Source organism: Pantoea sp. BRR-3P, from assembly GCF_039621635.1.
GTDB lineage: Bacteria > Pseudomonadota > Gammaproteobacteria > Enterobacterales > Enterobacteriaceae > Pantoea > Pantoea floridensis.
Genome location: NZ_CP155066.1, coordinates 1,890,241 through 1,906,221 on the forward strand (window position 1 = coordinate 1,890,241; position 15,981 = coordinate 1,906,221).

16 protein-coding genes are annotated in these 15,981 nt (G+C 54.9%); 7 read left to right on the top strand and 9 right to left on the bottom strand.

The annotated features are described in order from the left end of the window. Positions 1-61 precede the first annotated feature (61 nt). Complete coding sequence (locus tag AAGR08_RS08735) at positions 62-958, top strand: LysR family transcriptional regulator (protein ID WP_097097229.1); 897 nt, start codon at positions 62-64, stop codon at positions 956-958. On the opposite strand, the gene AAGR08_RS08740 is transcribed toward AAGR08_RS08735, so the two are convergent. From AAGR08_RS08740 to pspF, 9 genes are all read right to left on the bottom strand, one after another. Beyond that, positions 955-2,076: an oxidoreductase gene (locus tag AAGR08_RS08740; protein ID WP_345829621.1), complete on the bottom strand. Its 1,122-nt coding sequence runs from the start codon at positions 2,074-2,076 to the stop codon at positions 955-957. The two genes, AAGR08_RS08735 and AAGR08_RS08740, sit on opposite strands and share 4 nt — an antisense overlap. 200 nt (positions 2,077-2,276) lie before the next feature. After that, a complete protein-coding gene (gene fabI, locus AAGR08_RS08745) occupies positions 2,277-3,065 on the bottom strand; it encodes an enoyl-ACP reductase FabI (protein ID WP_007892455.1) in 789 nt (262 codons plus the stop codon). 139 nt (positions 3,066-3,204) lie between these two features. Further along, on the bottom strand, positions 3,205-4,008 hold the full coding sequence (gene sapF / locus AAGR08_RS08750; protein ID WP_097097231.1) for a putrescine export ABC transporter ATP-binding protein SapF: 804 nt from the start codon (positions 4,006-4,008) through the stop codon (positions 3,205-3,207). 2 nt (positions 4,009-4,010) lie between these two features. Further along, positions 4,011-5,006 carry a putrescine export ABC transporter ATP-binding protein SapD gene (gene sapD, locus AAGR08_RS08755; RefSeq protein WP_097097232.1) on the bottom strand — a complete coding sequence of 332 codons (996 nt, stop codon included), beginning with the start codon at positions 5,004-5,006 and terminating at the stop codon, positions 4,011-4,013. Beyond that, positions 5,006-5,896 carry a putrescine export ABC transporter permease SapC gene (gene sapC / locus AAGR08_RS08760; protein ID WP_097097233.1) on the bottom strand — a complete coding sequence of 297 codons (891 nt, stop codon included), beginning with the start codon at positions 5,894-5,896 and terminating at the stop codon, positions 5,006-5,008. Before sapC ends, sapD begins: the two co-directional genes overlap by 1 nt. Beyond that, positions 5,883-6,848, bottom strand: coding sequence for a putrescine export ABC transporter permease SapB (sapB, locus tag AAGR08_RS08765; protein ID WP_345829625.1), 966 nt, complete (start codon positions 6,846-6,848; stop codon positions 5,883-5,885). Before sapB ends, sapC begins: the two co-directional genes overlap by 14 nt. 2 nt (positions 6,849-6,850) lie before the next feature. Further along, entirely contained in the window at positions 6,851-8,473 is a 1,623-nt protein-coding gene (gene sapA / locus AAGR08_RS08770) for an ABC transporter substrate-binding protein SapA (protein WP_097097235.1), read from the bottom strand. 298 nt (positions 8,474-8,771) lie between these two features. Further along, a complete protein-coding gene (locus AAGR08_RS08775) occupies positions 8,772-10,199 on the bottom strand; it encodes a trehalose-6-phosphate synthase (RefSeq protein WP_345829628.1) in 1,428 nt (475 codons plus the stop codon). Between the two features lie 274 nt (positions 10,200-10,473). Then, positions 10,474-11,466 carry a phage shock protein operon transcriptional activator gene (gene pspF, locus AAGR08_RS08780; RefSeq protein ID WP_097097237.1) on the bottom strand — a complete coding sequence of 331 codons (993 nt, stop codon included), beginning with the start codon at positions 11,464-11,466 and terminating at the stop codon, positions 10,474-10,476. A gap of 164 nt (positions 11,467-11,630) precedes the next feature. Between pspF and pspA the strand changes: the two genes are divergently transcribed. The 6 genes from pspA (at position 11,631) to AAGR08_RS08810 (ending at position 15,776) form a co-directional block, all read left to right on the top strand. Then, entirely contained in the window at positions 11,631-12,296 is a 666-nt protein-coding gene (gene pspA / locus AAGR08_RS08785; protein ID WP_097097238.1) for a phage shock protein PspA, read from the top strand. Between the two features lie 64 nt (positions 12,297-12,360). After that, positions 12,361-12,588 (top strand): envelope stress response membrane protein PspB, encoded by a 228-nt coding sequence (gene pspB / locus AAGR08_RS08790; protein ID WP_097097239.1) that lies wholly within the window; start codon positions 12,361-12,363, stop codon positions 12,586-12,588. After that, on the top strand, positions 12,585-12,932 hold the full coding sequence (gene pspC / locus AAGR08_RS08795; protein WP_345829630.1) for an envelope stress response membrane protein PspC: 348 nt from the start codon (positions 12,585-12,587) through the stop codon (positions 12,930-12,932). The genes pspB and pspC overlap by 4 nt, the downstream gene beginning before the upstream one ends. Before the next feature lie 147 nt (positions 12,933-13,079). Then, positions 13,080-13,328 carry a phage shock protein PspD gene (gene pspD / locus AAGR08_RS08800; RefSeq protein ID WP_345829631.1) on the top strand — a complete coding sequence of 83 codons (249 nt, stop codon included), beginning with the start codon at positions 13,080-13,082 and terminating at the stop codon, positions 13,326-13,328. Next, on the top strand, positions 13,309-14,706 hold the full coding sequence (locus AAGR08_RS08805) for a YcjX family protein (RefSeq protein WP_345829633.1): 1,398 nt from the start codon (positions 13,309-13,311) through the stop codon (positions 14,704-14,706). The genes pspD and AAGR08_RS08805 overlap by 20 nt, the downstream gene beginning before the upstream one ends. Beyond that, positions 14,703-15,776: a YcjF family protein gene (locus AAGR08_RS08810; RefSeq protein ID WP_345829635.1), complete on the top strand. Its 1,074-nt coding sequence runs from the start codon at positions 14,703-14,705 to the stop codon at positions 15,774-15,776. The genes AAGR08_RS08805 and AAGR08_RS08810 overlap by 4 nt, the downstream gene beginning before the upstream one ends. Positions 15,777-15,981 lie beyond the last annotated feature (205 nt).

Genomic DNA, 15,981 nt, shown 5'->3' on the forward strand with positions numbered 1-15,981 from the left:
GTAACACGGCATTTTTAGGTAGCCGACGTCATCTTTCATCACTTATTGCTGGACAAATAAAATAGACATCAAACAGTTAATTTATCTGTGTAACCTGGAACGCGAACGCCACTTTGGACGTGCGGCTGAGGCCAGCTTTGTTAGCCAGCCAACGCTTTCAATGCGGCTGAAAAACCTTGAGCGCGAGTTAGGGTTATCGCTGATCAATCGCAGCAACAATTTCGATGGTTTCACGCCGGAAGGCGAGCGCGTACTGACGTGGGCGCGGGAAATTGTCTCGGTTTATCAGGGTTTAAAGCTGGAAGTGGAATCGCTCAAGCATGGCGTGAATGGCACCTTGCGGCTGGGCGTGATGCCGCAGTGCAGCGTGGCGCTGCCGGCATTATTAAAGGCGGTTGAAATACGCTACCCGCAGCTTGATTATCGCGTTTCAGCGATGAGCGCCGATCAGCTTTTAGAGGCGCTCAACAGCCACACGGTAGATGGCGGGATTGGCTTCTTTGAGCTGACCTCCTTACGCGAGCTGCATTTTCAAACCGCTCTGTTAAAAGATCCCGGCGTGGAAGCACTTTTCAATCCTCACTATTTTCCGGCACTGCTTGAGCATGAAACGCTGTCGCTATCGATGCTCGCCAGCCACCCGCTGTGTCTGGCCGAGCCAACGCGCTATTTTCGCCGTTATCTCGACGGCCAGCTGCGTGAAACTGGCCTCATTCCGCGCGTTATCGTTGAAAGCGCGTCAATTATGCAACTGTTGCAAAGTACGCAGGTGGGATTGGGCGTAATGGTGTCGCCATGCGGCCATCTGCTGCCGGAGCTGTTACAGAATCTGGCGCGTCGGCCAATTGAGATTGCCCCAATGGGGCGCCAGGCAGCGTTGGTGATTGCCGAGCCAGGCAGAGCTTCACCGCTGGCTCAGCACTTCTTTGATGAAGCGCGTCGGCATCTGCCCGACTAACGGGTTTCTCCTAACGCCATCAGCACGCGGTCCTGCCAGTTAGCAAACGCCACGGCTTGTAACAGCGTAAAGATGCGTTCGGTGCCCCAGCCCGCATTGAGCAGGGGTTGCAGATGTGCCGCGCTAAAGCGATCGGGCTGGCGGGTTAACTGGGCGCCAATCGCTATCACCGGCGATGCAGTACCCGCGTTCTCCACATCCTGTAGCAGCGCCGCGCGCCATTCGCCCGTCAGTTGCCCGAACTGGCGGCGACAACCCAGCACGCGTGCGCAGACCGCTTGTGCCAGCGCCTCTTCCGCAGCGAAATGTGTGCTCAGTCGCTGCTTCAGAGTGGCGAAACCGTACAGCGCTTGTGCATCGTGTACCAATAACCAGATCGCGTCATCTACCCCGTCAATTCCCTGACAGAAAGTCACCGCTGCCAGCTGTTCGGCGCTGGCATAGCGCAATTCCACCGGTTTTAGCGCAGGCTGCCAGCCAGCGCTGCTGGCAAACAACGCTGCGCTGGCATCGGGTGGCGGAGAAACACCAGGGATCCAGCGTACCGGCAAGCCCATCATCGCGTGCAGCGAGGCCACAACGCGCGACTGATAGCTGACAAACCCGATAAGTTGGTTCAGCGTGACGATATCGGGCTCCGACAATCCCACTGCATCCAGCGCGCTGATGCTGTTAGTGGTGATCAATTCAGGCTGCATCGCCAGCTGGCGAGCATATTGGGTAATTTGCGTCAGGCGATTGTTACTTTCACGTGAGGAATCCGGGCCTGGCAAAGGATTAAGCCGCGCAGAATAGTGATTACACAGGCGCTGAACGCCGGCCACCTGCGCTACCGTCAGCGCGGTACTAAGACGATCGTACAGCGTCAAGGTGTGGGTCAAACTGGTCGCGAGCGTATCGGGAAACAGGATCTGGCTCAGGTCGCGTGCGGCCAGCAGTGTGGGCTGAAAACGCGTCAACAGCGGCTGGAGTGCGGTGGCTTCCTGTTGCAAACCGAGCAGAAAACGGTCTTCGATATAGGCGGCTTCGGGCACCAGCGGTGCGGTGGCGGTAGTATTAGGGCGAGTCTGGCTTTCATAAAACCAGTGGTCATGGCCGGGAGAACGGCGTTGTTCCATGGTCATTCCTTTCGCTAAAAACGGACTTGCTGCACGGCGTGCGAATCTGAAAAGCAGGCGTGCAACAAAGGGCTAGCTTATCGTCGCTGAACGGCTGTCCACGGCAAAAGAATGATGGGGAATAATTAATAGCTTACGAGTATAAGGAGGGATGTTTTTGTATAAAGAGGTCGCCATAAATGGCGACCCGATGATAACGCTTACTTTAATTCCAGCTCGTTCATGGCGGCAATGCTGAAGCCGCCATCAACGTGTACCACTTCACCGGTGATACCACCCGCGAGGTCAGAACACAGGAAAGCCGCAGAGTTACCCACGTCTTCGATGGTCACGGTACGACGAATCGGGGTCACCGCTTCGCAATGTGCCAGCATCTTACGGAAATCTTTGATGCCTGACGCGGCCAGGGTACGGATTGGACCAGCAGAAACGGCGTTAACACGCGTGCCTTCAGGACCCATCGCGTTCGCCATGTAGCGAACGTTGGCTTCCAGAGACGCTTTAGCCAGACCCATCACGTTGTAGTTCGGGATCGCGCGCTCTGCGCCGAGGTATGAGAGGGTCAGCAGGGCAGAATTCGGGTTCAGCATTGCGCGGCACTCTTTTGCCATCGCCACAAAGCTGTAGGCGCTGATGTCGTGCGCAATTTTGAAGCCTTCACGCGTAACGGCGTTCACGTAGTCACCATCCAGCTGATCGCCAGGCGCGAAACCGATGGAGTGAACGAAACCGTCAAATTTCGGCCAGGTTTTTGCCAGTTCGGTGAACAGCGCAGTAATGCTCTCGTCTTCTGCGACATCGCAAGGCAGAACAATGTCTGAACCCAGATCTTTGGCAAACTCTTCCACACGACTTTTCAGTTTGTCGTTCTGGTAGGTGAAAGCCAGTTCTGCGCCCTGTTTGTGCATCGCCTGCGCAATACCGTAGGCGATTGAGAGTTTACTGGCAACGCCAGTAATCAGAATGCGCTTACCGGAAAGAAAACCCATAGCTGTAATCCTTTTGGTCATTGTTGTTGGCGGTCGCGATGGTTAAAAAGCAGGCGACCGACGTTAATCTCGTGCGAAGTCTAGCACGTCTCTATAAATGCGGTAAATCGCACCGCGTTTTCCACGCTGCGGTGCGGCATCAGCGCTCACGTCGCCAGGCTTCGGCGGTTAAGGCTTCACCAAAATGGCTGGCGATCAGGCGTTTGGTTAGATCATGTAACGGCGAGGCCAGCACATCGGCGGTGCCGCCGCGCTCCACGACTTCGCCCTGATGCATTACTAATACCTGATCGCTGATGTGCTTCATCATGCCAAGGTGCTGCGTGACATAGATATAGGCGATGCCGTGCTGCTCCTGCAGTTCCAGCATCAGATTCACCAGCTGCGAGCGCATGGTCATATCCAGTGAGGCAAGGGCTTCATCGGCAACGATCACTTTTGGCTGCAAAATCAATGCGCGTGCCAGCGCCAGGCGCTGTTTTTGTCCGGGCGCCAACATATGTGGATAGTAGCCAGCATGATCGCGCAGCAAGCCGACCTGGCGCAGCGTGGCGATAATGCGTTTCTCGCGCGCTTCATCGTCGAGTTCTGTATTCAGACGCAGCGGAAAATCAAGAATCTGGCTGACGCGCTGCCGCGGATTGAGCGAGGTGGAGGGATCCTGAAAAATCATGCGGATGCGCTGGCTCCGGTAGCCATAGTCGCCGTACTCCAGCGGATGATCGTCAATCAGCATTTCACCCGCGGTGGGTTCCACCATGCCGCTCAGCATTTTCGCCAGCGTGGATTTCCCCGAACCGTTTTCACCGATCACCGCCAGCGTCTGCTTTTCACGCAGGGTAAAACTGACGCCTTTCACCGCCTCAACGTGCTGGCGACGAAACAGGCCGGTACGATAGCGATAGGTTTTGCTCAGGTTGCGTACTTCCAGCAAGGTGTCCATGACTACTGGCCCTCCATATTTAGCGGGAAGTGGCAGGCGAACAGGTGGGCTTTGTTACCGGTCAGACGCGGAGTCTCAATGCATTTTCGCTGCGCATACGGGCAGCGTGGACCAAGACGGCAGCCAATCGGCAAATGTTCCAGCGACGGGATCGCGCCAGACAGCGTATTTAATCGGCTTTTGTGCGGCAGCGCGCTGCCGAAATCGGGCATCGCGCGGATCAGCGCCTGAGTATAAGGATGGTGCGGCGTATCCATAAGATCTTCGCTTTGCGCCGTTTCCACCGTCTGGCCGCAATACATCACGTTGATGCGGTCAGCCCATTGGCTCATCGTGCGCAGGTCGTGGCTGATCAGCAAAATCGTGGTGTTGTTATTCTGATTGAGGCGGCTCAGCAGGCGGAAAATCTGCGCCTGCGTGGTTGGCTCCATGGCGTTGGTCGGTTCATCGGCGATCAACAGGCGCGGCTGATTGGCCAGGGCGATAGCGATCATCACTTTCTGGCATTCACCGTCGGTTAATTCGTACGGGAAGCTGCGCATGATGTCTTTATGATCTTTGATGCCAACGCGGTGCAATAGCTCAATCGCGCGCACTTTACGCCAGAACCACAGGCGCTGATACCAGCGACCTTTATGGGTCCAGCGCGGAATGGCCTGCATCAGTTGGCGGCCAATGCTTTCTGAAGGATCGAGACAGGATTGCGGCTCCTGGAAAATCATCGAGACATTGTGGCCGACAATACGTCGGCGTTCGCGCGGCGACAGACGCAGCAGGTCGACGTCGTCAAATACCATGCGATCGGCGGTGACGCGCCAGTTATCTTTCGTTACGCCACAAATGGCTTTGGCGATCAGGCTCTTGCCCGATCCTGATTCACCGACCAGCCCGCGCACTTCACCTTCGGTAAGCGTCAGATTGATGCGGTCGACCGCTTTGACCGGACCGTCAGCGGTCATAAATTCGATGGTCAGATTTCGGATATCCAGTAGCGGCATTATTCAACTCCCGCTTCTACTGCGCGACGGATACCATCGCCCAGCAGGTTAACGATCAACACGCTCACCATCAGTGCCACGCCTGGCAGCATCACCGTCCAGGGCGCCACGTAGATCAGCTCCAGCGCGTCACCGAGCATTGCGCCCCATTCGGGTGAGGGCAGCTGCGCGCCAAGATCGAGGAAACCGAGCGCCGCGATATCCAGAATCGCCATTGACAGCGAGCGGGTAATTTCGCTCACCAGCAGCGGCAGCACATTCGGCAGCACGGCGTTCCACAGAATATTCAGATTGCGCGCACCATCGAGGCGCAGCGCCACCACATACTCTTTCTCCATCTCATCATGTACAGCAGTATAGATTTCGCGCACTAAACGTGGGATCAGCGCCAGAAACACGGCCAGCATCGCATGTTCCAGACGCGGCCCGAGAAAGGCCACCACGATAATCGCCAGTAATAGCGAAGGAATCGACAGCAGCGTGTCCAGCACGTGGTTCATTACCGCCGAACGCACGCCGCGCGTTATGCCAGCGAAGATACCGAGCACCAGCGCGCAGATCGTCGCTAACACCGTAACCAGAATGGCGGACCCCACGGTGGGCGCCACGCCGCTTAACAGGCGGCTCAGTACATCGCGCCCAAGATCGTCGGTACCAAGAAAGAAAGAGACATCGCCATAGCGCGACCACGAAGGCGGCAGCAGTTGATAACCCAGGAATTGCTGGTCAATGCCATAAGGTGACAGCAAACCACCGAACAGACAGAGGAAGAGCAGGATGCCAAAGCCGTACAAACCGACCATGCCGCTGGTGTCGCGGTATAAGCGCTGCCAGCTGCGACGCAGCGTGCTGGGCAACCGCTTCTCGTCATAGACATTATCGTAGGGCATACCATTCCTTATGTTTCAGCGGATTGAGTGCCGCACCGAGAATATCGGATAACACGCTAACCAGAATGACCAATCCACCGACCACCATCACGCCAGCAGAAATTGCTGCGTAGTCCTGCTGGCGAATCGCATTAATCAACCAGCGACCAAGGCCTGGCCAGTTGAACACCACTTCGGTAATCATTGCTAATGTCAGCATGGTGGAGAATTGCAGCCCAAGACGAGGAATCACCGGCGGCAGCGCATTATGTAATACGTGACGGCGAATCACCGTGAAGCGCGACAACCCGCGCGTTGCGGCAGCTTTGACGTAATTTTTGTCCATCACGTCGCTGGTGCTGCTGCGCAGTAGGCGGATCATCTCGGTAGCCGGCGCAACGGCCAGCACTATCACCGGCAGAATCATATGCGTCAACGCGCTCACCATCATTTCATGGCGCCAGGGCGAATGGCTCAGCCAGGCATCAATCAGCGCGAAGCCGGTGACATTTTGCACCGGATAAAGCAGATCGAAGCGTCCGGAAACCGGCAGCCAGCCGAGGGTCAAGGAGAAGAAAAGGGTAAAGAGCAGCGCCAGCCAGAACACCGGCATTGAGAAACCCAGCAGCGCCAGGGCGCTAATCGCTTTATCCTGCCACTTTTTCCGCATCACGCCGGCGCAGATCCCCAATGGAATGCCAACCAGCAGCGCCAGAATAAACGCCATTACGCACAGCTCTAGCGTGGCGGGAAATACTTCGCGCAGTTGAATATCGATTGGCTGACCGTTGGTACTGGATACGCCGAAATCGAACTGCAACAGGCCTTTAAACCAGAACCACCAGGCATCAAACAGCGATGCACCTTCCAGCGGCGCGTTGGGTGTGAAGTAACTGAGACTGAAGCTCACCAGCGAAAGCAAGAATAGGGTGATCAGCAGCAGTAGCAGACGACGCAAAATATAGATGATCATGCTTATTCCTCGCTGCTCTCATCACGATAAACGCCGGCAAAAGAGGCGTTACCAAACGGGCTCAGTACTAAGCCTTTAATGTCATGTCGATAGGCTTGCAAACGCAGCGAAGAGGCCAGCGGCAATACCGGCAGCTCCTGCGCCAAAATCTGCTGCGCTTTGTCGTAGCTATCGATGCGCGCCGAAAGCTGTTGCGACAACAGCGCATGTTGCAGCGCTTCGTCAAACGCCGGCGAACACCAGTGCGCATAGTTGGTCTGCGAGCGGATAGCGGCACAACTCAGAAGCGGACGGAAGAAACTGTCGGGATCGTTACTGTCGGTGGCCCAACCGGTTAGCGTGAGATCGTGATTCATCTCCATCAGCTGCGCTTCCTGGAATCGGCCTTCCACCGGCGCGATGGTCACCCGCACGCCAACCTGAGCCAAATCGGCCTGTAACAGCTCAGCGGTTTTCAGCGGGCTAGGATTCCATGACTGTGAAGAAGAGGGCACCACTAAGCGTAAATGCAGGTCTTCCAGACCGAGCGCCTTCAGTGCTTCTCGTGCTTTCGCCGGATTATATTCGGTAACGTGTGCATCGTTGTCATAAGCCCATGACGCGCGCGGCAGAATCGAAGCCGCCGTTTCTGCGGTGCCGTAATAAATCGACTCCATCAAGCGTTCGTTATTGATCGCCAGTGCCAGTGCATGACGCACTTCCGGGCGATCGAGCGGGGGTTTACGGGTGTTAAACGCCAGATAAGCGATATTCATGCCGGGTCGCAACGTCATACGCAGACGCGGATCGTCGCGCAAAATGCTCAGCTGGCTGGCGGCAGGATAGGCCAGCACATCACATTCACCGGTCAGCAGTTTAGATAAACGTCCGGTCCCGCCGACGCCCAAATCAATCACCACTTGCTGCAGCCGCGGTACGCCTTTCCAATACTGCGGATTACGTGCCAGCCGCAGATATTGCCCGGTACGGTATTCACTCAGCTGGAACGGGCCAGTACCTACTGGCTCGCGATCCAGCTGCTCTTGTTGGCCTTTAGCGCTGAGATTGTTGGCGTACTCCTGCGACAAAATTGGCGCGTAATGGGTGGCGATGTGCCAGAGGAAGGAGGCGTCTGGGCTGTTGAGGCGGATTTCAACCGTATCGCTATCCAACTTTTTAACGCTCTGCACTGAATCGGCGAACTGCAGGCTGTCGAAATAGGGATAGCTGCCACCGTTGACGTTATGCCACGGATGCTTACGGTCAAACATGCGCGCAAAACTGAACACCACATCGTCGGCATTCATTTTGCGCGTCGGTTTAAACCCGTTGGTGTGCTGGAAGGCCACGTCTTTGCGCAGGTGGAAACGGTAGGTTGCACCGTTATCTCGCACTTCCCAGCTCTCAGCCAGATCGGGAATCAACCGATAGGTATAAGGATCGACGTCCAGCAGCCGATCGTACAGCTGTGCCGCGAGCGTATCGACCACCAGGCCGCTGCTTACCATTTGCGGATTGAACGTATTAACCGTGCCGTTCACACAATAGACAAAGCCGCTGTGACGGATATTGTCGGTTGGCGCGGCCCACGCTGACGCACTCATGATGCTGAGACCAAGCAGCAGAGAAGGGAATAGTTTTGGCATAGAACTCAACGATTCTGAGGCAATAGCGTGAGTGTATCCCAAACCGCTCGGAGTCCCAAAATTCGCGACGCTTCTGCTGTGTTTTTCGCCAAAGTGGCGATGAGGTAATCACAATCTTAGTGTGGAAATGAGAAAAATTCTCAATTAGGGCTTTACAGATGATAATAAGAATGATTATTATTCATCTGCGCTTCGACGGTGGCTCTACCGAAGAAGAGCACGACATTGCTCACATTGCTTCCAGTATTAGTTGCCCGCACGCTGTGCGGGCTTTTTTTTGTCCAGGTTCGAGCCAGCGTTAATAACGCAGGCGTCCACTGAAGCCATTCGAGAGCATCACGCCTGATTTTACGCTCAAATCGGCCTCTTGTTCGCGCGGTTGCAAGGCGTTGATGAAGGCTTCCGCCCACGTATAGCAGTTATGCAGGTGAAGATTTTTCATCAGGCTCGCGTGACGTTCGCGGCGCACGGAAAGTGGCATGATGAGCGCGGTATGAATGGCATCTGCAATCGCATCGGGATCGTAAGGATTGACCACCAGCGCCCCCTGCATCTGCTCGGCGGCACCGGCAAACTGTGACAAAATTAAAACGCCGGGATTAGTATGATCCTGCACGGCGACATAGGTTTTAGCCATCAGGCTCATCCCGGCTATCAGCGGTGTTACCAGCGCCACGCGCGCCGCACGGTAGAATCCGCACAGCTCTTCTCGCGAATAATGATTGCTCAGATAACTCACGGGATACCAGTTCAGCTCACCATGAATACCGTTCATTTCGCCGCAGCGCGTCTCAAGATCGCGCGACAATTCTTTAATGCGATGAGAATAGCCGGACGCCATAGAAGCGAGCTGCACCAATGTAAATTTGTGGTGGTACTCTTCATGTTGACGAAGTAATACCTCAATCGCGCTGATACGGTAGGGCGTGCCGGTGCTATCGTCGAAGTGTCCGCTGCTAAGAATGATATTCTCCGGTAAGGTTTCACGGCACTGCTGTTCCATAAAAAGGCAGCTGTTGCTTTCAGCCAGCGCGCTGGTTTCCGCCGTATCAATGCCCACTGGAAATACACCAACGCTTAACTGGCGGCCATGAATCCGCAGCGTATAAGGCGAGAGGTGTTCACAGCGGAAACGCGATCCTACCCATGCAGTGAAATTGTTCATATCCTGGGTGGTCTGGAAACCAATCAGATCGGCACACAATAATGAATCGGCCAAATAGCGCCAGTTGGGTATCGATTCAAAAGATTGCCCGGCGGGAAAAGGTTGATGGAAAAAGAAACCAATACGATTGATTAGCCCCGCATCGCGCAGCATTTTAATACTGGGAATCAAATGATAATCCTGCAACCAGATATCATCATCGGGCATGGCATAATCACTAATAGCACGCGCATAGGTTTCATTAAGCCGCATATAGCCAATCTGGCTACTGGTTGAAAATCGAGCCATGTCAGGTCGCTGATGAAAGACCGGCCACAATCCCTGATGAATATATTGATGGTAACCCTCTTCATATTCAGCTTTGGTTAAGCGAAATGTCAGCGTGTCATATTCATTGCCTTTATTAAAATTCAGCTCACGGTGCAGCTCTGAAGAGAGAGTCTCGAACTCACCGCTCCATTTCACCCACATTCCACCGCGGCGCGCTAATATGCTTTCATAAATAGTGGCGAGAGTTGAGTGACTATTCTGACTGTGCGAAACCAATATTAAGCCTGACATAGTTTTTACCTGTTGCTTAACCTGCCTGTTCTCGATTTCTGGCAGAGCGTTAAAAAAAGGTTGATGTAAAAGGAATTGAAGAAAGCCGCTCATTATTTAACGTTCGCGCGTATTAATGAACGGCCGAGTCCTGCCAGTTAACTCGATATTTTCCATTTATTGCTATTCCTGCGCATCTTTCAGGGTTGTCGATAGAATTAATCTAGCCGACTCACCCGTAAAAAAGCCGTAAAAATAGCGGTGAAATTTATAAATATTTAATAATCGATATTATTCAATTTACCTTCATCTCTATGCCGTGCTTTTTCATCATTGCGCGTAATTGATGGTAAGTCACACGTAACAGTTCGGCGGCGCGGCGCTGGTTGTATTTGGCCTGCTGCAAACTCACTTCCACTAACTCACGTTCCTGCTGGTTTTGCCATTGGCGTAAATCAAGCGGCAGAGAAGGCAGGGGAGCTGCTGTCGGTTCGGAGTGAATTGGCAGCGGCGTGCGCGGAGCAAACGGGTTAATAATGATATTATCCAGCGGCTCTTCAGCGCTGTGATGGCGATACACGGAACGTTCTACCACGTTTTTTAATTCGCGTACGTTACCGGGCCAGCTGTGCTTCAGCAGCGTCAGCTGGGCGCGCTCGCTAAAACCGGGGAAGAGAGGCAAACCTAATTCGCGGCACATCTGAATCGCAAAATGTTCAGCCATCACCAAGATATCGCTGCGACGTTCGCGCAACGGCGGCAGTTGAACCACATCGAAGGCCAGGCGATCGAGCAGGTCCGCGCGAAATTTTCCGGCGCTGGCCAGCGCGGGCAGATCTTCATTCGTTGCGCAGACCAGGCGCACATTGACCTGCAGTGATTGATTGCCGCCAACGCGCTCCAGCTGGCCATATTCAATCACGCGCAGCAGTTTCTCCTGCACCAGCATCGGCGCGGTGGCGAGCTCATCAAGAAAAAGTGTGCCGCCGTCGGCGCGCTCAAAGCGGCCCAGATGACGTTTTTGCGCCCCGGTAAATGCACCGGCTTCATGGCCGAACAGTTCGGAGTCGAGCAGGTTTTCATTCAGCGCAGCACAGTTGAGGGAAACAAAAGGGCCTTCCCAACGGTTTGACAGATAATGTAAGCGGCTAGCGATAAGCTCTTTGCCGGTGCCGCGTTCGCCGACCACCAGTACAGGTTTTTCTAACGGCGCCAGACGCGAGACCTGCTCCAACACCTCCAGAAAGTTATTCGACTCACCCAAGAGATTGTCACTACCGTTTGCCATGATGAAATTCGCCACTGATTAATCAATTTCACTACCTTAAGTGATGTCGTGGCGGATGTAAAATAAACAAAGTCATTAAAATCAAGCAACTAAAAGTTGGCACGCGAATTGTATTAGTGAATAGCGCCTTGCGCACCTACCTACAAAATTAGAGGAACATCATTATGGGTATTTTTTCTCGTTTCGCCGACATCGTGAACGCTAACATCAACTCTCTGCTGGAGCGCGCCGAAGATCCGCAGAAACTGGTACGCCTGATGATTCAGGAAATGGAAGACACGCTGGTTGAAGTGCGTTCTACCTCCGCTCGCGCGCTGGCGGAAAAGAAACAGTTATCGCGCCGCATTGAGCAAGCTGAGATTCAGCAGACTGAATGGCAGGACAAAGCCGAACTGGCGATTAATAAAGGTAAAGAGGATTTAGCGCGTGCTGCATTAATCGAAAAGCAGAAACTGACCGATTTGATGGCGGCCCTGCAGCAGGAATCGGCGCAAGTGGAAGAGACGCTGGAACGCATGAAAGGCGAGATTGGTGAGCTGGAGAATAAACTGACCGAAACCCGTGCGCGTCAGCAGGCATTAACACTGCGTCACCAGGCTGCGTCCTCTTCACGTGATGTACGTCGTCAGCTCGACAGCGGCAAACTGAACGATGCAATGGCGCGTTTTGAATCCTTTGAGCGCCGTATCGATCACATGGAAGCCGAAGCGGAAAGCCAGCGTTTTGGTAAACCGAAAGGTTTGGATCAGGAGTTTGCTGAACTGAAAGCCGATGATGAAATCAGCCAGCAGCTGGCCGCACTGAAAGCCAAAATGAATCGCAGTGAGTGATCGCCACGGGCCTGGCCGCAGGCCCGAGTTAAAAGGGTGTAAATGATTAAGGAGAGTCGAATTAATGAGCGCACTTTTTCTCGCCATACCGTTAACGATCTTTGTGCTATTTGTCGCACCAATCTGGTTATGGCTGCATTACAGCAACAAACGCAACGGCGGTGCAGATTTGTCATCGAATGATTTGCAGCGTTTGCAACAGATCACCCAGGATGCACGTCGTATGCGTGAGCGTGTGGAAGCATTGGAAGCCATTTTGGATGCCGAACATCCAAACTGGAGGCAGCCATGATGAACGGTCGTAAACTGTGGCGCATACCCCAGCAGGGTAAAGTGCGCGGCGTCTGTGCCGGTATCGCCGAATACCTGGATATTCCGGTGCGTCTGTTGCGCGTCATTGTGGTGCTGTCGCTGTTCCTTGGGTTGTTTATGTTCACCATCGTTGCCTATTTTATTCTCGGTTTTGTGCTGGATGAGAAGCCCGCCGATGCCGCGGGTGAACGCACTCCGAGCGCACGGGAACTGCTCGACGAGCTGGAAGCCACGCTACACAGCGACGAACGTAACGTGCGTGAGATTGAACGCTATGTCACCTCGGAAACATTTAGCGTGCGTAGCCGCTTCCGCCAAATCTGATTTTACCCGTCATACTTCAAGCGGCAGATGCGTTGGCTGCGTGACCTCACCCCGGTCACTTACTAGAGTAAGCTCCCGGGGATTCAGGCACTTGCCGCCTTTCTGCCGCTCGAATTATTTTGGTTAAAAAGTGAAATAGGAAACTGTATGCAAACTCAACGTTTTACTGCTCTGCGCCGTCGCGCGACACCTGCGTTGATGTCGGCGGGGAAATTTATCATCATTAGCGCAGTAACTTACGGGCCCGGCGGGATTGCTGGCTGGGCGGTGAAATCGGTGGCGCGCCGTCCGCTGCGCCTGTTGCTGGCGGCCGCCCTGGAACCGTTGCTGAGCAAAGTGTTCAAACGCTTGTCGGCACGATTCATCAGGGAGAACGATGAAAAGACTGCAAAATGAATTGATGGCGCTGATGAACCGCGGTGTTGACCGCCATCTGCGCCTGGCGGTTACTGGCTTAAGCCGCAGTGGCAAAACCGCGTTTATCACCTCGCTGGTTAACCAGCTTCTCAATGTACACAGTGGCGCGCGTTTGCCGCTGTTTTCCGTGGTGCGCGAAGATCGGCTGCTGGGCGTGAAGCGCGTACCGCAGCGTGAACTGGGTACGCCGCGTTTCACCTACGATGAAGGTCTGGCCCAGCTGTATGGCACGCCGCCCATGTGGCCAACGCCCACGCGGGGCGTGAGCGAAATGCGCCTGGCGCTGCGCTATCGGCCCGATGAATCGCTGCTGCGCCATTTCAAAGACACTGCCACGTTGTACCTTGAAATTGTCGATTATCCCGGCGAATGGCTGTTGGATCTGCCGATGCTGGCGCAGGATTACCTTAGCTGGTCACGCCAAATGGTCGGGCTGTTGCAGGGCGATCGTGCTGCGTGGTCAGCGCACTGGCGCAGCCTGTGTGCCGATCTCGATCCTTTCGCGCCAGCCGATGAGAATCGCCTCGCCGCGATTGCTGCTGCCTGGACTGATTACCTGCATCACTGCAAAACCGAAGGCTTGCACTTTATCCAGCCGGGACGCTTTGTGCTGCCGGGCGATATGGCGGGTGCGCCGGCGCTGCAGTTTTTCCCCTGGCCGCAGGTTGAAGAGATGCAGGTCAGCAAACTGGCGCAAGCCCCCGCGGGCAGCAACTTTGCCATGCTGCAGCAGCGCTTCAACTACTATTGCCAGCACGTGGTGAAAGGTTTCTATAAGAATCACTTTCTGCGCTTCGATCGCCAAATTGTGCTGGTCGATTGCCTGCAGCCGCTCAACAGCGGACCGCAGGCGTTCAACGATATGCGCCTGGCGCTGACCCAGCTGATGCAGAGCTTCCATTACGGCCAGCGCACGCTGTTCCGCCGCCTGTTTTCCCCGGTCATCGACAAGCTGCTGTTTGCTGCCACCAAAGCCGATCATGTGACTGCCGATCAACATGCCAACATGGTCTCTCTGCTGCAGCAGCTGGTGCAGGATGCGTGGCAGAACGCGGCGTTTGAAGGGATCAACATGGATTGCCTTGGTTTGGCGTCGGTGCAGGCCACCGAAAGCGGCTTGGTTGATCATCGTGGCGAGAAGCTGCCTGCGTTGCGTGGCCATCGTCTGGCCGATAACGAAGCGCTCACGTTTTATCCCGGCGAAGTGCCGCCGCGTTTGCCTGGCCACGGTTTTTGGCAGCAGCAGGGATTTCAGTTTGAGCAGTTCAGACCGCAGCAGCTGGATGTCGACCGTCCGCTACCGCACATTCGCATGGATGCTGCGCTGGAATTTTTACTGGGAGATAAATTGCGATGAGCGATGAAACACCTTTAAAAGGGCGCATTGATTTTGCCCGCCCGCTGACGGTAGAAGCAGAAAAACCGCTGCGCGCCGCGCAAACCTTCACCCCCGAAAGTGAGAGCGTGTTTCTTGCCACGGCAGAAGCCGAGCCGCTGGAAGAGGGTCAAGGCGAAAAAGCGGTGGAGGCGGCACTGCGTCCTAAACGGAGCCTGTGGCGCAAAATGGTTGGCGTTGGGCTCGGTATTTTTGGCGTCAGCGTGGTGGCGCAGGGCGCACAGTGGCTGCACGATTCATGGATCACGCGCGACTGGTTTGCGCTCGGCACGGGCATTGCCGGTGGATTGATTGTTGCGGCGGGCGCTGGCGCGCTGATAGGTGAATGGCGTCGCCTGTATCGTCTGCGCCAACGTGCCGAGGAACGCGATATTGGCCGCGAATTGTTGCACAGCCACGGCGTCGGTAAAGGGCGGGCGTTTTGCGAAAAACTGGCCCAGCAGGCGCAGCTGGACCAGGCGCATCCCGCGCTGCAACGCTGGCATGCGGCATTGCATGAAACCCATAACGATCGGGAAATTGTCACTTTATATGCCCAGCTGGTGCAGCCGGTGCTGGATCGCCAGGCGCGACGTGAAATTAGCCGTCATGCCGCGGAATCCACCTTGATGATCGCCGTTAGCCCACTGGCGCTGGTGGATATGGCGTTTATCGCCTGGCGCAACCTGCGGCTGGTGAATCGCATCGCGGCCATTTATGGTATCGAGCTGGGTTACTTCAGTCGTATCCGCCTATTCCGGCTGGTACTGCTCAATATGGCGTTCGCCGGTGCCTCGGAACTGGTGCGTGAAGTGGGGATGGACTGGATGTCGCAGGATCTCGCCGCGCGCCTCTCCACCCGCGCTGCGCAAGGGATTGGCGCCGGTTTACTCACTGCGCGTCTTGGCATCAAAGCCATGGAGCTGTGTCGTCCACTGCCATGGCTGGAAGAGGACAAACCGCGTCTGGGTGATTTCCGCCGTGAGCTGATCGGCCAGCTTAAAGAAACGCTGGTAAAAAGTGGGGATAAACCAGGGAAGGCTGCTAAATAATCAGCTGTTGCTTACCTTTCACGCTAGCCGTGGCGTGAAAGGTGAAATTATCTGTGTTAACGCCTGGATTTGGCGGGATTTTTGTTGGTCGCTCCGCTACACTTCCCTCTATCACCTGCCTCTGGCTGTCAACTTTTCATGACAGGCCTCTTCTGAGGCGCTGCAAGTTAGCGTATTATCACTAAAATCAAAACCTGACTAAGGC

What these genes read in the sequence shown, in the direction of transcription:
- AAGR08_RS08740 (WP_345829621.1), bottom strand. Translation starts at nt 2,076, where the DNA reads ATGGAACAACGCCGTTCTCCCGGCCATGACCACTGGTTTTATGAAAGC.
- fabI (WP_007892455.1), bottom strand. Translation starts at nt 3,065, where the DNA reads ATGGGTTTTCTTTCCGGTAAGCGCATTCTGATTACTGGCGTTGCCAGT.
- sapF (WP_097097231.1), bottom strand. Translation starts at nt 4,008, where the DNA reads ATGGACACCTTGCTGGAAGTACGCAACCTGAGCAAAACCTATCGCTAT.
- sapD (WP_097097232.1), bottom strand. Translation starts at nt 5,006, where the DNA reads ATGCCGCTACTGGATATCCGAAATCTGACCATCGAATTTATGACCGCT.
- sapC (WP_097097233.1), bottom strand. Translation starts at nt 5,896, where the DNA reads ATGCCCTACGATAATGTCTATGACGAGAAGCGGTTGCCCAGCACGCTG.
- sapB (WP_345829625.1), bottom strand. Translation starts at nt 6,848, where the DNA reads ATGATCATCTATATTTTGCGTCGTCTGCTACTGCTGCTGATCACCCTA.
- sapA (WP_097097235.1), bottom strand. Translation starts at nt 8,473, where the DNA reads ATGCCAAAACTATTCCCTTCTCTGCTGCTTGGTCTCAGCATCATGAGT.
- AAGR08_RS08775 (WP_345829628.1), bottom strand. Translation starts at nt 10,199, where the DNA reads ATGTCAGGCTTAATATTGGTTTCGCACAGTCAGAATAGTCACTCAACT.
- pspF (WP_097097237.1), bottom strand. Translation starts at nt 11,466, where the DNA reads ATGGCAAACGGTAGTGACAATCTCTTGGGTGAGTCGAATAACTTTCTG.
- pspA (WP_097097238.1), top strand. Translation starts at nt 11,631, where the DNA reads ATGGGTATTTTTTCTCGTTTCGCCGACATCGTGAACGCTAACATCAAC.
- pspB (WP_097097239.1), top strand. Translation starts at nt 12,361, where the DNA reads ATGAGCGCACTTTTTCTCGCCATACCGTTAACGATCTTTGTGCTATTT.
- pspC (WP_345829630.1), top strand. Translation starts at nt 12,585, where the DNA reads ATGATGAACGGTCGTAAACTGTGGCGCATACCCCAGCAGGGTAAAGTG.
- pspD (WP_345829631.1), top strand. Translation starts at nt 13,080, where the DNA reads ATGCAAACTCAACGTTTTACTGCTCTGCGCCGTCGCGCGACACCTGCG.
- AAGR08_RS08805 (WP_345829633.1), top strand. Translation starts at nt 13,309, where the DNA reads ATGAAAAGACTGCAAAATGAATTGATGGCGCTGATGAACCGCGGTGTT.
- AAGR08_RS08810 (WP_345829635.1), top strand. Translation starts at nt 14,703, where the DNA reads ATGAGCGATGAAACACCTTTAAAAGGGCGCATTGATTTTGCCCGCCCG.